At 56.7% G+C, this 17,717-nt stretch carries 12 protein-coding genes; 7 read left to right on the top strand and 5 right to left on the bottom strand.

Features of this window, described 5'->3' with window-relative positions:
• Positions 1-98: 98 nt before the first annotated feature.
• Positions 99-1,628 (bottom strand): aldehyde dehydrogenase, encoded by a 1,530-nt coding sequence (locus AB3X94_RS17895; RefSeq protein ID WP_368612228.1) that lies wholly within the window; start codon positions 1,626-1,628, stop codon positions 99-101.
• Positions 1,629-2,414: 786 nt separating this feature from the next.
• Here AB3X94_RS17895 and AB3X94_RS17890 point away from each other — a divergent pair.
• Entirely contained in the window at positions 2,415-3,431 is a 1,017-nt protein-coding gene (locus AB3X94_RS17890; protein ID WP_368612227.1) for a zinc-dependent alcohol dehydrogenase family protein, read from the top strand.
• 166 nt (positions 3,432-3,597) lie between these two features.
• Here the strand turns inward: AB3X94_RS17890 and AB3X94_RS17885 are convergent, their stop codons facing one another.
• Positions 3,598-4,509 carry a LysR family transcriptional regulator gene (locus tag AB3X94_RS17885; RefSeq protein WP_035490811.1) on the bottom strand — a complete coding sequence of 304 codons (912 nt, stop codon included), beginning with the start codon at positions 4,507-4,509 and terminating at the stop codon, positions 3,598-3,600.
• A 675-nt stretch (positions 4,510-5,184) separates the two neighbouring features.
• On the opposite strand from AB3X94_RS17885, the gene AB3X94_RS17880 reads away from it, so the two are divergent.
• From AB3X94_RS17880 to AB3X94_RS17865, 4 genes are all read left to right on the top strand, one after another.
• On the top strand, positions 5,185-5,787 hold the full coding sequence (locus AB3X94_RS17880) for a (2Fe-2S)-binding protein (protein ID WP_368612226.1): 603 nt from the start codon (positions 5,185-5,187) through the stop codon (positions 5,785-5,787).
• Positions 5,787-8,039 carry a molybdopterin cofactor-binding domain-containing protein gene (locus AB3X94_RS17875; protein WP_368612225.1) on the top strand — a complete coding sequence of 751 codons (2,253 nt, stop codon included), beginning with the start codon at positions 5,787-5,789 and terminating at the stop codon, positions 8,037-8,039. The genes AB3X94_RS17880 and AB3X94_RS17875 overlap by 1 nt, the downstream gene beginning before the upstream one ends.
• 27 nt (positions 8,040-8,066) lie before the next feature.
• Entirely contained in the window at positions 8,067-9,431 is a 1,365-nt protein-coding gene (locus AB3X94_RS17870) for a cytochrome c (protein WP_176106099.1), read from the top strand.
• Positions 9,432-9,768: 337 nt separating this feature from the next.
• On the top strand, positions 9,769-10,509 hold the full coding sequence (locus tag AB3X94_RS17865) for an SDR family NAD(P)-dependent oxidoreductase (protein WP_217709848.1): 741 nt from the start codon (positions 9,769-9,771) through the stop codon (positions 10,507-10,509).
• A gap of 135 nt (positions 10,510-10,644) precedes the next feature.
• Here the strand turns inward: AB3X94_RS17865 and AB3X94_RS17860 are convergent, their stop codons facing one another.
• The 3 genes from AB3X94_RS17860 to AB3X94_RS17850 form a co-directional block, all read right to left on the bottom strand.
• Positions 10,645-12,000 carry an NAD(P)-dependent oxidoreductase gene (locus AB3X94_RS17860; RefSeq protein WP_368612224.1) on the bottom strand — a complete coding sequence of 452 codons (1,356 nt, stop codon included), beginning with the start codon at positions 11,998-12,000 and terminating at the stop codon, positions 10,645-10,647.
• A 185-nt stretch (positions 12,001-12,185) separates the two neighbouring features.
• Positions 12,186-13,184, bottom strand: coding sequence for a LysR family transcriptional regulator (locus tag AB3X94_RS17855; RefSeq protein WP_176106097.1), 999 nt, complete (start codon positions 13,182-13,184; stop codon positions 12,186-12,188).
• A 211-nt stretch (positions 13,185-13,395) separates the two neighbouring features.
• On the bottom strand, positions 13,396-14,256 hold the full coding sequence (locus AB3X94_RS17850; RefSeq protein ID WP_176106096.1) for a fumarylacetoacetate hydrolase family protein: 861 nt from the start codon (positions 14,254-14,256) through the stop codon (positions 13,396-13,398).
• 1,019 nt (positions 14,257-15,275) lie between these two features.
• Here AB3X94_RS17850 and AB3X94_RS17845 point away from each other — a divergent pair.
• The gene (locus tag AB3X94_RS17845) at positions 15,276-15,566 is read left to right on the top strand and encodes a DUF1330 domain-containing protein (protein WP_368612223.1); all 291 of its coding nucleotides are present in this window, start codon (positions 15,276-15,278) and stop codon (positions 15,564-15,566) included.
• A 702-nt stretch (positions 15,567-16,268) separates the two neighbouring features.
• Positions 16,269-17,651, top strand: coding sequence for an MFS transporter (locus AB3X94_RS17840; RefSeq protein WP_026228425.1), 1,383 nt, complete (start codon positions 16,269-16,271; stop codon positions 17,649-17,651).
• Positions 17,652-17,717: the final 66 nt, after the last annotated feature.

The raw sequence follows: 17,717 nt of genomic DNA, 5'->3' as shown, positions 1-17,717 counted from the left end.
GATGCGGCTGCGACTGGTGGTGGAGAAATGGTTCGGCGGACTGGTCTGGGCATCTCTCGATGTAAGCGTTCAAGACAGGATTGGAACGAACATCCTGCTCATGTCCCAAAAAGGATCCACGGCCGCCGCCATAGGTCGGGACGGCTTGACATGTTTAAAGCGTCAAGGCCGATCGACGCAGTTGAAATCATGATGCTTTTCGTTTCGAGGTAATCGTTGATCGCCTCCATTCCGCTCTCGCGCCCAAGGCCCGATTGTTTCATTCCGCCAATTGGCGTAGTGAAGCTGTAGGCTCGGTACGTGTTGACCCAGACCATCCCGGCCCTTAGCGCCTTCGACATCCGAATTGCGCGCCCCACGTCTCGCGTCCACACTCCGGCCGCCAGCCCGTAGATGACGTCATTGCCAATTTTTATCGCGTCGTCCTCAGTGTCGAAGCCGATGATCGATAGTACGGGGCCAAATACCTCTTCCTGGGCAATGCGCATGCTGCTCGAAACATCAGTAAATATCGTGGGTTCCACGAATTGTCCCGCGCCCAATCCCGCCCCCTTCGCAGCCTCTCCCCCGAGAATACATTGGGCGCCCTCAGCTTTGGCGAGATCGATGTAATGCAGAACCTTCTCGAATTGAGGTGGGGTAGCAATCGGGCCGATTTCCGTGTCCGCGCGCATCGGATCACCCAGCTTCAGTTTGCGTGCAATACCGAGCAAACGTTCGGTGAAGGCATGTCGGATAGAGTTCTGCACCAGCAGCCTCGAACCTGCAGTACACATCTGCCCGGACGCCCCGAAGATGCCGGCGACCGCCCCGATGCAGGCGCTTTCGAGATCCGCGTCGTCGAACACAATGTTCGGTGATTTACCTCCTAGTTCCATCGACACCCGCTTCATCGTGCGTGCCGCGGTTTCATATACCTTGGCACCGGTCACGTCGGAGCCGGTGAACGTGATCTTTGCCACGTCCGGATGCTCGACCAGCGGCGTACCTAGTTCCTGTCCAAGCCCTGTGACAACGTTGATCACCCCGTCTGGCAGACCCGCTTCCTTTGTCAACGCTGCGAACTCAAGGGAACTTGCCGATGCGTACTCGGACGGCTTCAGTACGACAGAACAGCCCGCCGCGAGTGCCGGCGCACACTTGATGGTGGAAAACATCAAAGGGGAATTCCACGCGGTAAGTGCTGCCACTACTCCAACGGGCTCACGACAGGTGATCGCGAGCATATCGGGCTTGTCGACAGGGACCACACTGCCTTCAATCTTGTCGGCCATGCCAGCAAAGTAGTACCAGTGTTCAGGAAGGTACTTCAGTTGCCCTTGCATCTCCGCGAGAATCTTGCCATTATCCTTGGATTCGATTTCAGCCAAACGCTGCGCGTTTTTGGCATCCGCGAGCAGGTCGCCGATCCGGCGAAGAATTTTTCCGCGCTCCGTCGCAGTCATGCGACTCCACGGTCCGTGGTGCATCGCATCGTACGCAGCCGCCACGGCGCGGTCGGCATCTTGGCTGCTGCCCCGCGGAATCCGGGCCCACACCTTCCCGTCGTACGGATCCACTGAATCGAGCCATTCAGCGCGCGCGGGACTCACCCACGCTCCATTAATCCAATGCTGGTACGTCTTCATTTCGCCTGTCGCTAATGTAAGTGAGTCGATCCAGATCAAGGCGCGCGCAAACGCACTTCGTTACACCCAAGTACCGGCGCGCGCGTTATGCCTTTCCTGCTGGCTTGTCCGAACTAAGCCCCCATACGTACGGAATGCATGCAGTCTGGGCAACGTCGACCGAAACCACTGCTCCGGTCATACAGCGTCTCCGGCAGAGGGAATTGTTTTGAATGTGGCATCAGTCTCGCCGGACATCGCTTGATCAACAAGCAATGAATTATGGACAATCAATAAGTTGGACTTCACAATCACAAGAGGACCGCTCAGACCACCGCGTATGTCCACGTTACGCCGAGACAACTCAATGGCTTTATCACCCATTGAAAGGCCATTGGAAAGCGGTACAGCACTACGCACCGGTCAGTGAACATGGCTCTGATCAGGTGGCGCCCGCGGTAGGATGGCCAGGCGTGTCATCAGCCAGCGCACCCTCGAGGTGGACCGTGTGGCCTTTGCCGCACACTGAGCAGTCGCGCAATGATCTACCGGTAAGGCGCAGGTACCCGCGCGCTGCGTCGTTCAAGCCATCGATCGCGAGGCGTCGGCCATCTTCGCTGCGTGTCGATGAATCGGCGTTCCGTGACCCCGTGGGACTCATTTGCTGATGCCGAGTGTGCATTTGTCAGAGCTCTTCCGGGTCAATTGATGAGACACGTTTATAGGGCCTTGCTGCTCAAGTAATGAATGATCGAGCGTACCGCACCCTAGAATGAGTATTGGTAAATGACGTGAGGAATCTGAGAAATGCTAGGAACCGTTCTGTATGGACCGGGAGATGTACGTTTCGAGGAGCGTCCGACTCCGACCATCCTGAAGCCGACTGATGCCATCATCCGGCTGTCGGCTAGCTGTATCTGCGGATCGGACCTGTGGCCTTATCGCGGACGAAATGAGATCACCGAACCGATGGCGATGGGGCACGAGTACTGCGGAATCGTTGAAGAGGTCGGTAGCGAAGTTACGTCGGTCCGTCCAGGACAATTCGTAATTGGCTCGTTCTGTCTGTCAGACAACACTTGCCCACATTGTCGCTTTGGCTTCCAGTCGTCTTGCCGACAGCGTGAGTTCATGAGCGGGGCGCAAGCACCACGTGCGCGGGTGCCGCTTGCCGACGGCACACTGGTAGCGACATCCGATCTTCCCGCCGATGATCTGATTCCAAGCCTGCTTGCCGTGTCCGACGTGCTGGGAACTGGGTGGTACGCGGCGGATGCGGCGGATGTAAAGCCCGGCTCAACCGTTGCCGTGGTCGGCGACGGCGCGGTGGGGCTCATGGGAGTGCTCGCGGCGAAGCAGATGGGCGCAGCGCGCATCATCGCGATGAGTCGCCACAAAACCCGCCAGGCGCTCGCGCTCGAATACGGCGCCACCGACATCGTTACCGAGCGCGGCGACGAAGGCGTGGCGCGCATCCAGGAACTGACACAAGGCGTGGGCGCAGACTCCGTGCTGGAGTGTGTGGGGACGCAAGAGTCGATGCTTCAGGCGATCAATAGCTCGCGTCCGGGCGGGTCGATTGGTTACGTCGGCGTGCCGCATGGCGTCGCTTTGGAGGGGGAGCGGCTCTTCTTTGGCCAACGGCGGCTTCTCGGCGGCCCCGCGCCAGTGCGTCGCTTCCTGCCTGAACTGATCGACCTGGTGCTTGCGCGAAAGATTAATCCAGGCAAGGTGTTCGACCTCGAATTGCCGCTCGCGGAGGTGGCAGAAGGCTATCGTGCAATGGATGAGCGGCGTGCGATCAAGGTATTGCTGCGCCCATAGTCCGGGGTCGGTCTGATCGGCCGCGTATTGCGGCCGGCCGAAACAAACATACCCCGGTGGAGTTTTCGTGCTCCAAGGGGCGTGCTTGTAGGCGATGTGGCTCGACCTTCGCCTTGGGTGCATGGAGAGAGGGCTAACGAGTCGCGCCATCATGTTGGCTTCTAATTCACCGCCTAGTCGGGCTTGAGGCCGTTTGGCGCAGCGCTTGCACCACCAGCGAAAACGCTGGCGATGGCTGACGCCTGCTGGGGTAATACAGGTGGTAGCCATCGAATTTTGGGCACCAGTCCTCCAGCACGCGTACGAGTCGGCCGGCCTCGATATGATCCATCAGTTCGTCGTCGGGCAGCAGGGCGATGCCTAGTCCCGCTAGCGCCGCGTCCACCTGAGGCTGAGAGGTGTTGAAAATCAACTGACCATCGACGCGTACGTTCAGACGGCGTCCTCGGCGCTCGAAATCCCACACGTACAATCCGCCGGACGTAATCATGCGTTGATTGATGCAGTCGTGCGTCGTCAATTCATCTGGAGTCTTTGGGATCGGGTGCACAGCAAAATAGGCCGGCGACGCGACCACCGCCAGTCGCAGTGGCGGGCCGATAGGTACGGCGATCATGTCTTTGTCGATCGTGTTGCCGAGACGAACCCCAGCATCGAACCTGTCAGCTACGATATCGCGAAAGCCGTAATTCACGTCGAACTCGATCTTGAGGTCCGGATATTCGCGCAATAGCGGCGTGAGTTTGGGCAGCAAGATGCTGTGGAGCACGTTGTCACCACACGTGATGCGCACGGTTCCCCCAGGCTTGGCGCGCAATTCAGTCAAGGCCTCGAGTTCCGCTTCAATCTCCTCGAAGCGATTACCGATTGCAGCCAAGAGGCGCTCGCCTGCCGTGGTCGGCGAGACGCTTCGTGTTGTGCGCGTGAGCAGCCGGATTTGCAGGCGCTCCTCCAGACCGCGAATAGTCTGGCTTAGCGCCGATTGGGTCACGCCTAACGCTGCGGCGGCGCGGGTAAAGCTGCCTTCGCGCGCCACCGTGACGAAAGCCAATAGATCGTTGAGGTTGCGTCTAGCCATCGTGCAGTCTCGTATTTTGGGTATTAATTAGTCTATCTTATGTGGCCTTTTAGATATTGATTAGATAGTCAAGGAACTATTCGAGGCTTCTCCTGTTAGTCGCACGGTCGCGCAAACTGCGCGCGAAACAATATCCTCTTCGTAGTGGGGGCGTCTTTGGAACGAGCATGTGTGGGGTTCGTGCTGATCGCCTTGGAAATCATCCCCGTTAGCCTGCCGACGCCGATGGCTGCGACCGTGCACGCCCAACCTGAATGACGATGCGAGGCATCGCCATCTCCGGCGCATTCGCGGTAATGGCGAAGCTGGTCATTTCCGATCGTGCGGCTACCCTGAATCGAAAAGACGTTTAGCGAGACTAATGGCTCTCTCCGGAGCACTCATCGCGCTCGCGCTCAATCTTTGATTTGTTTTCGGACGGGCGCCTGCGCTAGGCGAGCACGCGTCCTTTTCGTCCGCGAGGCGTCACGATAGGCGGCGCCTCTCGACATGAGGCCAGCCCATGATTGATAAGTGCGTCTTATGTCCCCGTTAAGGCTTTTTAACTAATCAAATCCGGCTGGGTCTAGGAAAATAGCGTGTCGTCCAGCGAAGACGGAATGTCAATACGGGACGGTACCTGTCTGTCGGATCTCGTTGCGCCGGGGCCGACTTCAATCGAGCAATTGGAGAGCTATGAAGCTTCAGATCAACGGCAAGACCTATGCGGTAGAGGCGGATGCCGATACGCCCTTGCTGTGGGTGATCCGCGATGAACTAGGTCTGACGGGTACGAAGTACGGCTGCGGAATCGCGCAGTGCGGAGCCTGTTCCGTCCTCATCGATGGCGCAGTGGTACGTTCCTGCGTAACCCCAGTAGAAGGTGTCGCGGGGCGGAGCATCACGACGATCGAAGCCATCGAAAACGATGAGGTCGGTAAGCGCGTCGTCGCAGCCTGGGTCAAACATCAAGTTCCACAGTGCGGCTACTGCCAGTCCGGTCAGGTTATGGCGGCAACCGCGCTCCATAAGCAGAATCCTCGTCCGAGTGACGATGACATCGCGGCCGCGATGACCAATCTGTGTCGATGCGGAACCTACAACGCGATCCGCGCGGCAGTCCATGAAGTGGCGGGCGGCGCGCCACACACGGCTAGTTCGGCGGCTGGCGTTCCCGGACAGTTGGCGGCACATCCGGCAGGCGAACCGGTTGCGGCGACTACTAGGATTGCGTTGGCTAGCATTGGAGCTGTCAGCGCACCCGTTCGACAAGGGACGGTCGACGAGGAGCAAAGCTAATGACGAACCTGCTGGATAGCCCGTCGGAGCAGTTCCCGATCGAAGAGCAGCCGCGCAATATTTCACGACGGCGTTTTCTGCTCGCGTCCGTGGGGACGGCGGCTGGCGCCTTGGTCCTCGGTTTTGGTTTGCCGGTCGGTCGGGCGCGCGCGCAAGCCGCGGCGAACTCGGCGCCGGGTACGAACGTACCGGCTTTTCTCGAGATACGGCCCGACAGCACTGTCAGGCTGCAAAGCCCATTCATCGAGGGCGGCCAGGGCGTTTTCACGGCCATGGCGCAGATCGTCGGCGAAGAATTGGATGTAGACCCCGCGACGTTCATCGTGGATACCGCTCCTCCTGGACGGCAGTTTCAGGTCATGGACATTGGTACACGGTTTACCGGGGGCAGCATGTCCGTCCGGTCGAGTTATCCGACGATGCGTCGGCTGGGTGCGCTTGGCCGCGCAATGCTGCTGCAGGCGGCGGCTCAACATCTGCGCGTACCGGTCGGCGAACTGACGACCCAGCCGGGACGGGTGATCCATGCGTCATCGGGCCGATCGCTCAGCTATGGAGAACTCGCAACGAGCGCAATGGACCTGCCGGTTCCTCAACCGGATAGCGTGAAACTAAAGAATCCGAGCGAGTTCCGTTGGATCGGCAAGCCCATGGGGCGGCTGGATGTCCACGAGAAATCGACAGGTAAGGCGATTTACAGTATCGACGTACGCGTGGATGGCATGTTGCACGCGGCTGTCCAGCATGCGCCCAGACTTGGCATGACCGTTGGTTCCATCCGTAACGAAAGCCAGATCAAGGCAATGAAGGGGGTGCATTCCGTTCATCGTCTGCCCGGCGCAGTCGCGGTTGTGGCGGAACGTTGGTGGAACGCCAAACGCGCGTCCGAGGCCGTTCAGGTCGAATGGCACGAGCCTGGACCGGAATCGACGCTGCGCTACATGCCTGCCGACTTCTCGACGCAGGCGTTTCGCGACCGACTAGCCGCCGAACCTGGATCGGGCGATACTGCCGAGACTATCGGCGACGTCAGTCGCGCACTAAAGGACGCGCACACGACCGTCACCGCGACCTATCACAGTCAGTACCTCAATCATGCGCAGTTGGAGCCGCCTTCATCGCTCGCGCGGTTCAATGCAGACGGTACCCTCGAGGTGTGGCTGCCCAACCAGGCGCCGGACTTGTTTCTGGCCGATATGGTCAAAAGAACTGGACTCGATCCGGCGAAGATTACGATTCATTCACCGTTGCTCGGCGGCTTCTTTGGACGACATTTCATCTACAACACCGCCAGTCCGTATCCGCAGGCTGTCCAGCTTGCAAAGGAGACCGGGCGTCCAGTCAAGGTGATCTGGAGCCGCGAAGAAGAGTTCCTGCGCGACATATTGCGTCCAATGGCGGTGGTGCGCTTCCGTGCGGGGCTCGATGAGAACGGGATGCCTGTTGCCCTCGAAGCAGTGAGCGCAACCGAGGGACCCACTGAGGGGATCGCCAACAAGCGCGACACAAAGCTCGATCCAACTGCACTCGAGGGACTGACGGGCAAAGCCTATAAGATTCCGAATCGACGCATTGCGCAGCTCTATGTAAAGACGCCTGTGATGCTCGGCTACTGGCGCTCCGTCGGCAATTCCCACAACGACTTCCTGTACGAGACGTTTCTCGATGAATTGGCCGATAAGGGCGGCCACGACCCTTACGATTTGCGGATGCGTCTTTTGCAGGGCAATCAGCGGTTGACGCATCTGTTGAGCGCAGTCGCCGAACTCTCGGGAGGATGGAAGCGTGGACCATTCACCGCCGAGGATGGCACCCGGCGCGCACGCGGTGTCGCAATGGCGTCGCCTTTCGGCTCGCAGACCGCGGCTATCGCGGAGGTGTCTATCGAGAATGGCCACGTCAAGGTCCACGATGTATGGGAAGCAATCGACCCGGGAAGCATCGTGAATCCGGCCATCATTGAGCACCAGGTTAGCGGTGCTGCCGCACTTGGGCTCTCCGAGGTCCTGCTGGAAGAGGCTGCTTACAAGAAGGGTATGCCGGTTGCACGCAACTTCGACATGTACCCGATCCTTCCGCCCGCTCGCATGGCACGCGTGCATGTCCGGATCGTCGAGAGCGGTGCAAAGATGGGGGGCATCGGCGAGCCTCCACTGCCAGCCGTTCCGCCGGCGGTCGCGAATGCCGTGTCGAGACTGACCGGTCAGCGCGTGCGCAGCATGCCGCTGTCGCAATACAACTTCAAGGCGTAAGTAAGGTCGCAGGGACGATAACAACAGATGACGAAAAGTCGGTCCAAAAGAATCTTCGCTGTGTTGGCGGTGGTTTGCGTCGCGGTTGGCGTGACGTGGTTCGTCACGCGCAAGCCGTCGTCGTCTTTCGACGGGATTGCGGACACAAATCCGCCATCGGTGGAATTGATCCAACGTGGTGAATATGTCGCCCGTCTAAGCGATTGCGTGGCGTGCCATAGCACCCCGGAAAGCGCGCCTTTCGCCGGCGGCCTTGAGATGGCGACGCCGATGGGCTCGATCTTTGCCACCAACGTCACGCCCGACCCGCAAACTGGAATAGGCAGGTACACCCTTGCCGATTTCGATCGGGCAGTCCGTCATGGTGTCGCAAGCGATGGACATCGACTCTACCCGGCCATGCCGTATCCGTCCTATGCAAAGCTCAGCGACGACGATCTGCGAGCGCTCTATGCCTACTTCATGCACGGCGTCGAGCCGGTTCACGCGGCAAACAGATCGTCCGATATACGTTGGCCGTTGAATATGCGTTGGCCGCTAGCGCTGTGGAACGCGGTGTTCACGGCGTCGGCCCCGTATCAGGCTAAGACGTCGGGAAGCGCGGATATGCAGTGGAACCGAGGCGCGTATCTCGTTCAGGGTCCTGGCCATTGCGGCAGTTGCCATACGCCGCGCGGGTGGGCGTTCAACGAAAAGGCGCTCGATGAAGTCAGTCCGCTCTTTCTCTCTGGCTCGGTGCTGGATGGATGGTATGCCCCAAGCCTCCGGGCGGACCACAATACCGGCCTTGGCCGATGGAGCGAGGCCGACATCTATCAGTTTTTGAAAGCTGGGCGCAACCCGCACGCCGTCGTCTTCGGATCGATGACCGACGCGTTCAACAACTCGACGCAGTTCATGACAGATCAGGACCTGCAGGCGATCGCGCATTACCTGAAATCGCTACCTGGCGATGCGAATCGGGACGGGGCGCCGTGGACATACGATGCCGCGTCCGATAGGACTCTGGCCGCCGACGAACGATTGAAGATTCCCGGTGCCCAGACGTTCCTGGCGAAATGCAGCTTCTGTCACGGACAGAACGGACGCGGTCAGGGACAGTGGATACCGCCGCTTGCAGGGAACGCATCGTCGATGACAAGCGAGAACGCCTCCAGCATCAACGTGACCTTGAACGGCTCGGCGCGAGTTGTCGCAAATGGTGTTCCCGATTCCTATCGAATGCCGCCGTTCCGTAATCAGCTTTCCGATGAGGAAATCGCGGACGTTCTCAGTTTCATCAGGACTTCATGGGGTAATAGAGGCGGCGCGGTGAAACCGGAGGAGGTCAAAAAGCTTCGCGAACGGACGAATCCGGCGAGCAGCAATGTCATCGTCCTGCAAATGCGTTGAGTGTGGTGCAGCCAAGCGTTCTACTTTGGAGCCATCGGTTCGCGTCGTGATGCCCACGGCGGCGGCGAACACCTGATGACGGATTCGGGGAGACCATTGAGACGATCTCACGACTTCGCCTACGTTGGCAGTAACACGCTGGCCGAAATCTCCGTGCGTGTCATGACCGAAATCTTGGCCGTAAGGAACGGCGTATCGCTACCTTCGGATGTATCGGTCGCGCACGCTAAACTCGGGTGAGTTGTTGCGCGCGAACTGGAAGCAGGTCGGGCATTGACCTGGTCCACCTAGCGTTTATGCGCGACACCTGTTTGGGATCGCAGACATCGAAAGGCTGATGACATTCATGGCACGCATATTTATAACTGGCTCTGCCGACGGCCTCGGTCAGGCCACGGCGCAGACTCTCCTTGCGGAAGGGCACCAGGTGGTCGTTCATGTGCGCGCCCCACAGAGGCTCGTCGCCGTACAGAATCTTATCGATCGAGGCGCGGAGGCAGTTGTCGGAGATCTTGCTGACTTTGATCAGACACGCGACATTGCCGAGCAGGTAAATGAACTCGGACCAATGGATGCCATCATCCTCAACGCGGGCGTGTACTCCGGTCCCACGGTACTTCCTGTCAATGTCGTCGCGCCCTACATAATCACAGCTCTGACTGTTCGACCGCAACGCTTGATTTTTCTAAGCAGCAGCATGCACCGCAACGGACGGCCGTCGCTCGCCGGGATGGATTGGACCGGGCAGCGTGTTACGGGCTCATACTCGGACAGTAAGCTTTTCGTCACCGCGCTTGCTGCCGGTGTCGCGCGACTGTGGCCTGACGTCTTCTGCAATTCTGTAGATCCCGGTTGGGTACCCACCAGGATGGGCGGCCCCAATGCTCCGGATGATTTGCGGTTAGGACATCTCACGCAAGAATGGCTTGCCACTAGCGATGACGTTGAGGCACAGACTACGAACGGGTACTGGCATCACCAACAGAAGGCTGATCCGCACCCCGCGGCGCGCGACATCAATTTTCAAATCCATCTGGTCGATCAATTGGCTCGAGCCACTGGACTTTCATTGGCGTGAAAATAGGCGGCCCTAGAGTACGAGTTGACACGGCGGCGTTACATTCCAAATCGCTGCGTGCAGTGACGAACCTGGCGACGAGTAGGACGCAACTAATCTAACCCATTGCGGCAGGTCTGCCGCATCGGGCACCTACTAGACAGCGAACTGCACAGCGGCGGACATATTGTGATAGAACACCGTGAGCACAGGAGTCAAGTCATCCGGATCGGCAGTATTGAGTGCGTGCTCCCAAATATTTCTGACGGCGTTCGCAATCAGCAGCGGTGCGCCGAGCCGAATGGAAAGTGAGCAAATTTGATTTAAATCCCGGACACTCTCCTTGAGTTTCGTGTCCTTGATCGGGACACCCTCAGCGAGGGCCGGTAAGAGCGTTCGGGAACACTCGCTCCATCCTGAGCTGGTGTTGATGACATTCGAAATCGCCCGCATAGACAAGCCATACTTAAGGCCCATCATCGCGCACTCGTAAGTAATATGCAGACACAGTGCTGCGATTGCGCTTTCAAGGAGGTCCTCTAATGATGGTTTGCCGGTGCCAACGGACGCCGTCGCTTCGCCAGTGCACGCTCGTGATTGATCGCCTGTTGCCTCCTGTAACCGAGAGCCTAGTTGTGTGCCGGCAAGCATTTCAATTACTCTGACCATATCCTCGAGACGGGCTTTGCTTGGGAGTGTATTGGCGCCGATCTGCAAAAGGCCTCGAACGATGGTTGTGACGTACATCGGAGTACCAACTGCCATGCCCAGCGATAGTGCCTGATTAACGTCCTTGAGCATTAGTGCCAGTGCGAAGTTCGTCGATGTTTTCCCTTCAACAAGGGCGGGCAGCATTTTGTCCGTCGTCTGATTTCTGGCTACGCCTTTATTGAGGAAAACTGCCAGCTCCCTTAGAGGTATCCCTGCTTTTCTGCCCAGCACAGCAACCTCAAGCGTTCCGAGGCGACATGCTGCGTTCATCGCATTATTTACGATTTTCATTGCCTGTCCGTCGCCAACTAGAGTACCGCACCGATAAATCGTCTCAGTAATTAATTTCAGTACGGGTTTCGCTCTTTCGAATGCCTCGTCGGCACCGCCGACCATTAGGGTCGCCCCGCCTAGTGGGACCATGTGCGGACTTGCGGACACGGCGGCGTCGACAAATGTGATGTCGCATTTCTGCAATTCGTTCGCGATCTGCCTCGTCTCCTCTGGTACACCGCTCGTCTGATCGATAAGCAATGAACCGCGCGACAACCCAATGGATAAGCCAGTTTCGCCGAATATCATGTCCCTAACATCAGAGCTTCTTGGCAGGCAGACTATGATCGTCTGACAATTCTCTGCTAGTTCAGCTGCTGATTTAGCAACATGGACTCCTGCTTCGTCCGAAAAGGCCACGCGAGCTTCGGCACTGATATCCCAAACCCAAAGCTCTGCTGATCCAATGAAACGACGTGCAAGTTGGCTCCCAAGCGCGCCCAAACCGATATAGCCCACTTTAATCACTTTCGTCTCCACTATCTAAATTTCAATTCGAATTCGTAATTCGCGGTACCAACGCCATCAGGAATCGTGCGCAAAGCCCCGAGCGCAATCTCTCTAGGAGCGCTTGATAAATGCGCGAACGGCGGTTCACGACTTGAGCGAGCTCTTGCAGATTGGTCTCATGAGCACCGGGAATTTCCGACTGCTCATTCTGTACAAAGCTCTTTTCCCACTGCCTCAAGATGAGCGATGAAGTCACGATGCATGTCATTGAGCGGCGCCGTTTCCCGAAAAATCACCGCGATGTTTCGTTTCAATGCTGGAAAGGTGATGGGCAAAACCTTGATAGACCCTTCCTTCACTTCGACGATCGTGGAGTGTGCGGGCAAGAGGGCCAGGTGATCACTCTCCGCGACCAAGGTTTTGGTGAATTCAATTGACCCGCACTCGATAAACTGTTGCGGCGGGGGCACCCCTTCGGCCTCGACAAGCTTCTCGAATACGGCTCGCTGATGCCATCCGATCATCGGACTCACCCACGGAAATCGCGCGAGGTCAGCCCACGACGGTTCTACTAACCCAAATAGGTAGTGATCAGGTCGTGCGAAAACGCAGAGGCGGTCGCGAAAAAGTACCCGCTGCTTAAGCCCTTCAGGAAAGATGTCGAAAAACTCAGTCTGTGCGATGACGAAATCAAACTCGCGGCGGAAGAGCCCCAGCAACAGATCGACCTGGCGTCTTTCGATGACGCGCAACATTACATTGGGAACCTGCGCTTTCCAGCGAGCGACCGCAAGAGGGAGCACCCGGCTCGCAATACTCGGTAACGTGCCGACCGTTACGACGTTAGTTGCTGCAGAGTCAGCCCGAAGCCGCGTTTCGGCGAGATCAATCTCATCTCGGATGAGCTTGGCATGAGAATAGACGAGTTCGCCGAGGGGAGTCGGAATAATTCCTGTTGGTGTCCGGGTCAGCAGTTGCATTCCCAGTTCGTGTTCCAGGCGGTCCATTGACTTGGTTAGCGCAGGTTGCGAAATGGACAACTTTTTGGCCGCTTTGGAGAGGCTTCCCTGTTCGATGGCCGTCACCATATACAGGAGCTTGCGCGGGTCCATGGCTAGTCCAGGGAGCGCCGCGCTCGCTCCATTTTCAGATTCGCTTTGTGGGGTGATCTTCGCTCGATCAGGCATGGCTGCTATCGTCATGGCATATCTCTGTCTATCCGTAATATCAGATAATCGGAGTAATGCGAGTTGCTTCGCAGACGTCCTTCGTTAAAAACGACCGGAACTGAGAGGTTGTCAGTCGTCTTGTTCAAGTTCGCGGGTAGTCAAGATTTAGCCGACCGTTGTAGCCACCGGCGCCCTAAGCTGGTCGGAGCGCCAAACTAGCGTAACCCCTAAGCCTGTCGAACGCCTAGACGAAGCGATTCGTGAGCGTCCCCAGACCCGTAATAGAGATTTTAACCTCGTCACCCGCCTTCAAGAATCGGGGCGGATTAAACCCTATGCCAACGCCTGCAGGGGTGCCAGTCGCGATGACGTCGCCGGGCTCCAGCGCCAGCCCAGCCGAGATTGTGGCAATGAGAGCCGGTATGGGGAAAATCAGATCTCGCGTGTTCGCGTCCTGACGAAGGTCACCGTTGACCCAGCATTTGACGTCAAGTCCGTCAGATTTCACCTCATCGGCCGTAGTGACCCATGGCCCCATAGGACAGAAAGTGTCGAGCGATTTACCAAGAAACCACTGTTTGTGCTGTCGCTGACGGTCGCGAGCAGTCACATCGTTGATAATGGTGTAACCCCAAACATGATCCATTGCATTCGCAGCCGCGATGTCACTACCGCCCTTGCCGATAACGATAGCAAGTTCCGCCTCGTAATCGACGCAGTGGGTGACATGCGAATGCAGTTGCACGGCGTCTCCGTTCCCGACAATTGTTGACGGAGGCTTGCTAAAAACCGCAGGATATTCGTCGATTTCGGCTCCCTTAACCGCGCCGGCTTCGTAACCGCTGCCTGCGAACTCCTTCGCATGCTCACGGTAATTTTTCCCGACACAGAAGATGTTGCGACGAGGAATAATCGGCGCAAGCAGCTTTATTTGGTCGAGTGGGATTTCTTCGCCCTTGGCGGCCGCGGACAACAGCTCCGCAGTCTGAGCGATGATCTGAACCACGTTCTGCACTGAGACATCGAACGGCCGAATGACGGACTTTTCCAAGTCGACGATCCCGAACCGTTCAGTCTTCCCCAACGAAAAGCGGGCGAGTTTCATGCAATTGCTCCCGGAGTCTTAAGAAGTATTCGAAACTAGAATGTCGACAAGACAATTAGTAGCAGCGCGGTCTGTTTTCAATACGGAAATCTTGATGGGCTCACATTCGCTTTAAGCTAACATGGACACCACAGTCTGTATTCATTTTAAACCGTAAACAATTAGCCCGTTAAAAGTTACATCAATTTCCGTCGTTTGTTGCAGGCCAGGTCGCTCATTTTGAACTAGTCAGCATCCGGAAAAACTAAAATTTAGTGTCTTTCTCTGTAACAAGTTCCGAGCAGTTTGTGTTAATCGCCAGACTGCGAATTGGGAAGTCCCATACGGGGCTCGTTGGATTAATAAAAATCAAATCCCAGTAGCGACGTTTTTGGTTATTGGGTTTTTCGGTGATTTCTTTGAAATCCCATCAAAACCGTCATGCTTATCCTCGTCGGCGGTGCTTGCCAACTGCCGGCGCCTGACTAACCGGCGTCGAGCACGCAGTTGTCGGTCGTGCCAACGTCTCCGGTCAACAGGAACTTATGCGTCAGGACGCCTCGCGCATGCTTTCTCCATCCCGCGAATCAAGTTTGTCGCTTCATTTGCTTCCGCCCGCTGTTCGCATTTGGGTGCGAGACATCCTCACTGCTTGCCGTAAGTCTAGGTTTCCGTTTTGCCCTTAACTAGACTAGGGCGGCAGCCGATATAACTTAAGGTTATTACTGCGTAGGCAAGCCTTGACCGCCCCCTGTCCGTTGCTGATCATGGTAATGGGATGAGGCAAATCTGGCGTATTTGTCTGGTAAACGATCTAAATGTTTTTTAAATGAAACTAATCGATGACTGACGCGACAGCGGAATCAATCGTTAAACTCGCAAAAGCCAAGGGTTGAAGAAAGCTGAGCTCTTCGACAGAAAAGGCAAAGCGCTCCCGAGATCATGGAGGATTTCAGTCGCTATTCACCAAACAAAGTGCGCGACTGAAACGGACAAATTCTAACTTTCAGTGTGGAACGCACTGTGCAATTGGAGGTGTTATGTCGAAGGTTTATTGGATTGCTGCGTACCGGGCTATCAAGAACGCCGACGCCCTTGCGGCTTATGGGAAATTCGCGGGCGCGGCCATTCAGAGCGGGGGTGGCCGCTTTCTCGCGCGCGGCATCCCTGCGCAAGTATATGAGCAAGGATTGCAAGAACGCACAATCGTAATCGAGTTCGACAGTCTGGAGCAGGCAATTGCTACGCACGACGGGAGTGCGTATCAGGCAGCTCTCAAGGCATTGGGCGATGGTGCGGAGCGCGACATCCGCATCATCGAGGCAAGCTGAATTTTTTCGGCAGACATTCGACATTCTTGTTTTTAGACGAGAACTTCAGGCAGTAGAGGCGTTGTCGAGTCGGGCAACTGCACATCCGTCCACCTTGCGCACGTATCGCGCTCCTTGAAATCATCAGCGAGCGGCTTGGGCCGCGAGAATACGGTTCTCAGACGCGGCAACGAAGGAGTCTAGGGCCCCGCGAGCCAAGAATTCATACGACAGCGCCGCTGACATCAATCAAGCAGGCTGATGGCGTTCCTGGGAATCCGGCACGGCTACGAGCGGATACCGGAGTTCTAGGAACGGCAGGGAGACGGGCGGAAAGCGAAGTGTCAGTACCGAAAGCCCAAAAGCGCGCCGAATCGCGATACTTCTCATAACCTGCAGTCATATTGGGGTAAGCATACACTTTGGGCCCAATTGAGGTGACGGATATGATGGTTCTATTGGTTTCAATAGTAGGTGTTCCATCATTTCCGTAATCTAGCCGGATCGCAGTTCGAGACAATACAAAGCAACTTCATGTTGCGGATTAAGGAGACAGATACATGAAAGTCGATCATTTCAACAGATTCCGGTCTATTGCAGGGTGGCATCGGCACACGCAAGCTCGATAAATCAACTTATGTGCGACGGAGTGAGATTCGCCGTCGATTTCGGGTTTCGTCTAAATACCTATGACAGATCTCCGAATATTTTGGGAGCTTACGGATGAACAGTGTGAACGCGGGTGCCCGACTGGATCGCCTTTCAATTGGACCGTTTCATCGGCGCGTTTTATGGCTCGTCAGCATGGGTGTATTTTTTGACTCATTCGACAACACGTTGTCGTCCTCAGTTCTCGCAGCGTTGCTTAAGAGTGGTTGGTCGACTCTCGAACTCAATTCTCTATTCATGTCTGTTACCTTCGCTGGGTTGACTATCGGCGCGGCGGGTGCGGGCTGGTTGAGTGACCGTTTCGGTAGACGTTTCGCGTATCAATTCAATCTGTTGATCTTTGGTTGCATGGCTGTGGCTTCTGCGTTCGCTCCTTCCATGCACTGGATGATTGTGATGCGCGGGATCATGGCACTTGGCATGGGCGCCGAATACGTAATGGGCTGGGGCTTGATAACCGAGTTCGTGCCACCCCCGCAGCGCGGTCGCTATCTGGGCTGGTTCGGTTTGTTCGCGGGAATTGGTGTATTCGTCACATCTGTCATCGGCTGGCTGATCATTCCTAAGTTCGGCTGGCGTCCAATGTTCTTGATTGGTGGTATCGGCACGCTGTGGGTGTGGTGGGAGCGTCGCAAACTGCCAGAGTCACCACGATGGCTCGAGCGAATCGGTCGCGGCGGCGAGGCCGAGGCGATCATGCAGCGCATCGAGAGCGAAGCGCAGTTGTTTGAACCGCTGCGACCGTTTGTCATTGTTCCTCAACCAGAGCCCAAGTACATCCCTGTCGCGGTTCTGTTTTCGCGTCCAATGATTCGACGCACGGCACTCGCAATTATGATTATGGTTGTCGGTCTATTCGGTTCGTATACGCTTTCGGGTTGGATGCCGACTTTCTTTGTCCAGCAGGGTATGAGTGTTACGCGATCGCTTGGTTTCAACGCGGCGATGATGGGCGGCTGGATTGCAGGGCCCCTCATCTGCGCAGGCATAGCAGATCGAATCGGTCGGCGTTGGGGGCTTGTGCTCTTCGGCTTGGTGTGCGCGGGCTTTGGTGCTGCCTATCCATTTCTCAACTCCGACGAATTGATTGTATTAGGCGGGTTCCTGTTGGTATCCGCGGTCGCGTCCTTTTTGATCTTGGCCTCCGGATGTAGTCCTGAGCTGTTTCCGACTGAGTGTCGTTTCCGCGGAGCGGGGTTGGCCCAGTCAATTGGGAGGGCGGGACTGATTGTGTCTCCCGCGATCGTGCTCACTCTGTTCAACAACTACGGAATTGGAGGCGTCATCGGAGCCCTTGCTGCTGGGTATGTAGCGGTGGCTCTGATCATGACATTGGCTGGTGTGGAGACGAACCAGCGCTCTTTGGAGGCTCTAGACCCTAGTGCAGTGCCGGAGCCGTCGTCTGATGCAATTCTGAGTCCAATTCGACATAAGTAATGTGAGTTCTTCGTACAGTGTCCAAAAGACGCTCGGGTAATTGCTTGGGGAAGTCAGTCCACGCCA

Source organism: Paraburkholderia sp. BR10923 (assembly GCF_040948765.1).
In the GTDB taxonomy this organism is placed as follows: domain Bacteria; phylum Pseudomonadota; class Gammaproteobacteria; order Burkholderiales; family Burkholderiaceae; genus Paraburkholderia; species Paraburkholderia youngii.
Note: the sequence above shows the minus strand (reverse complement) of the source record. Positions and strands in the feature narration are given on the sequence as shown.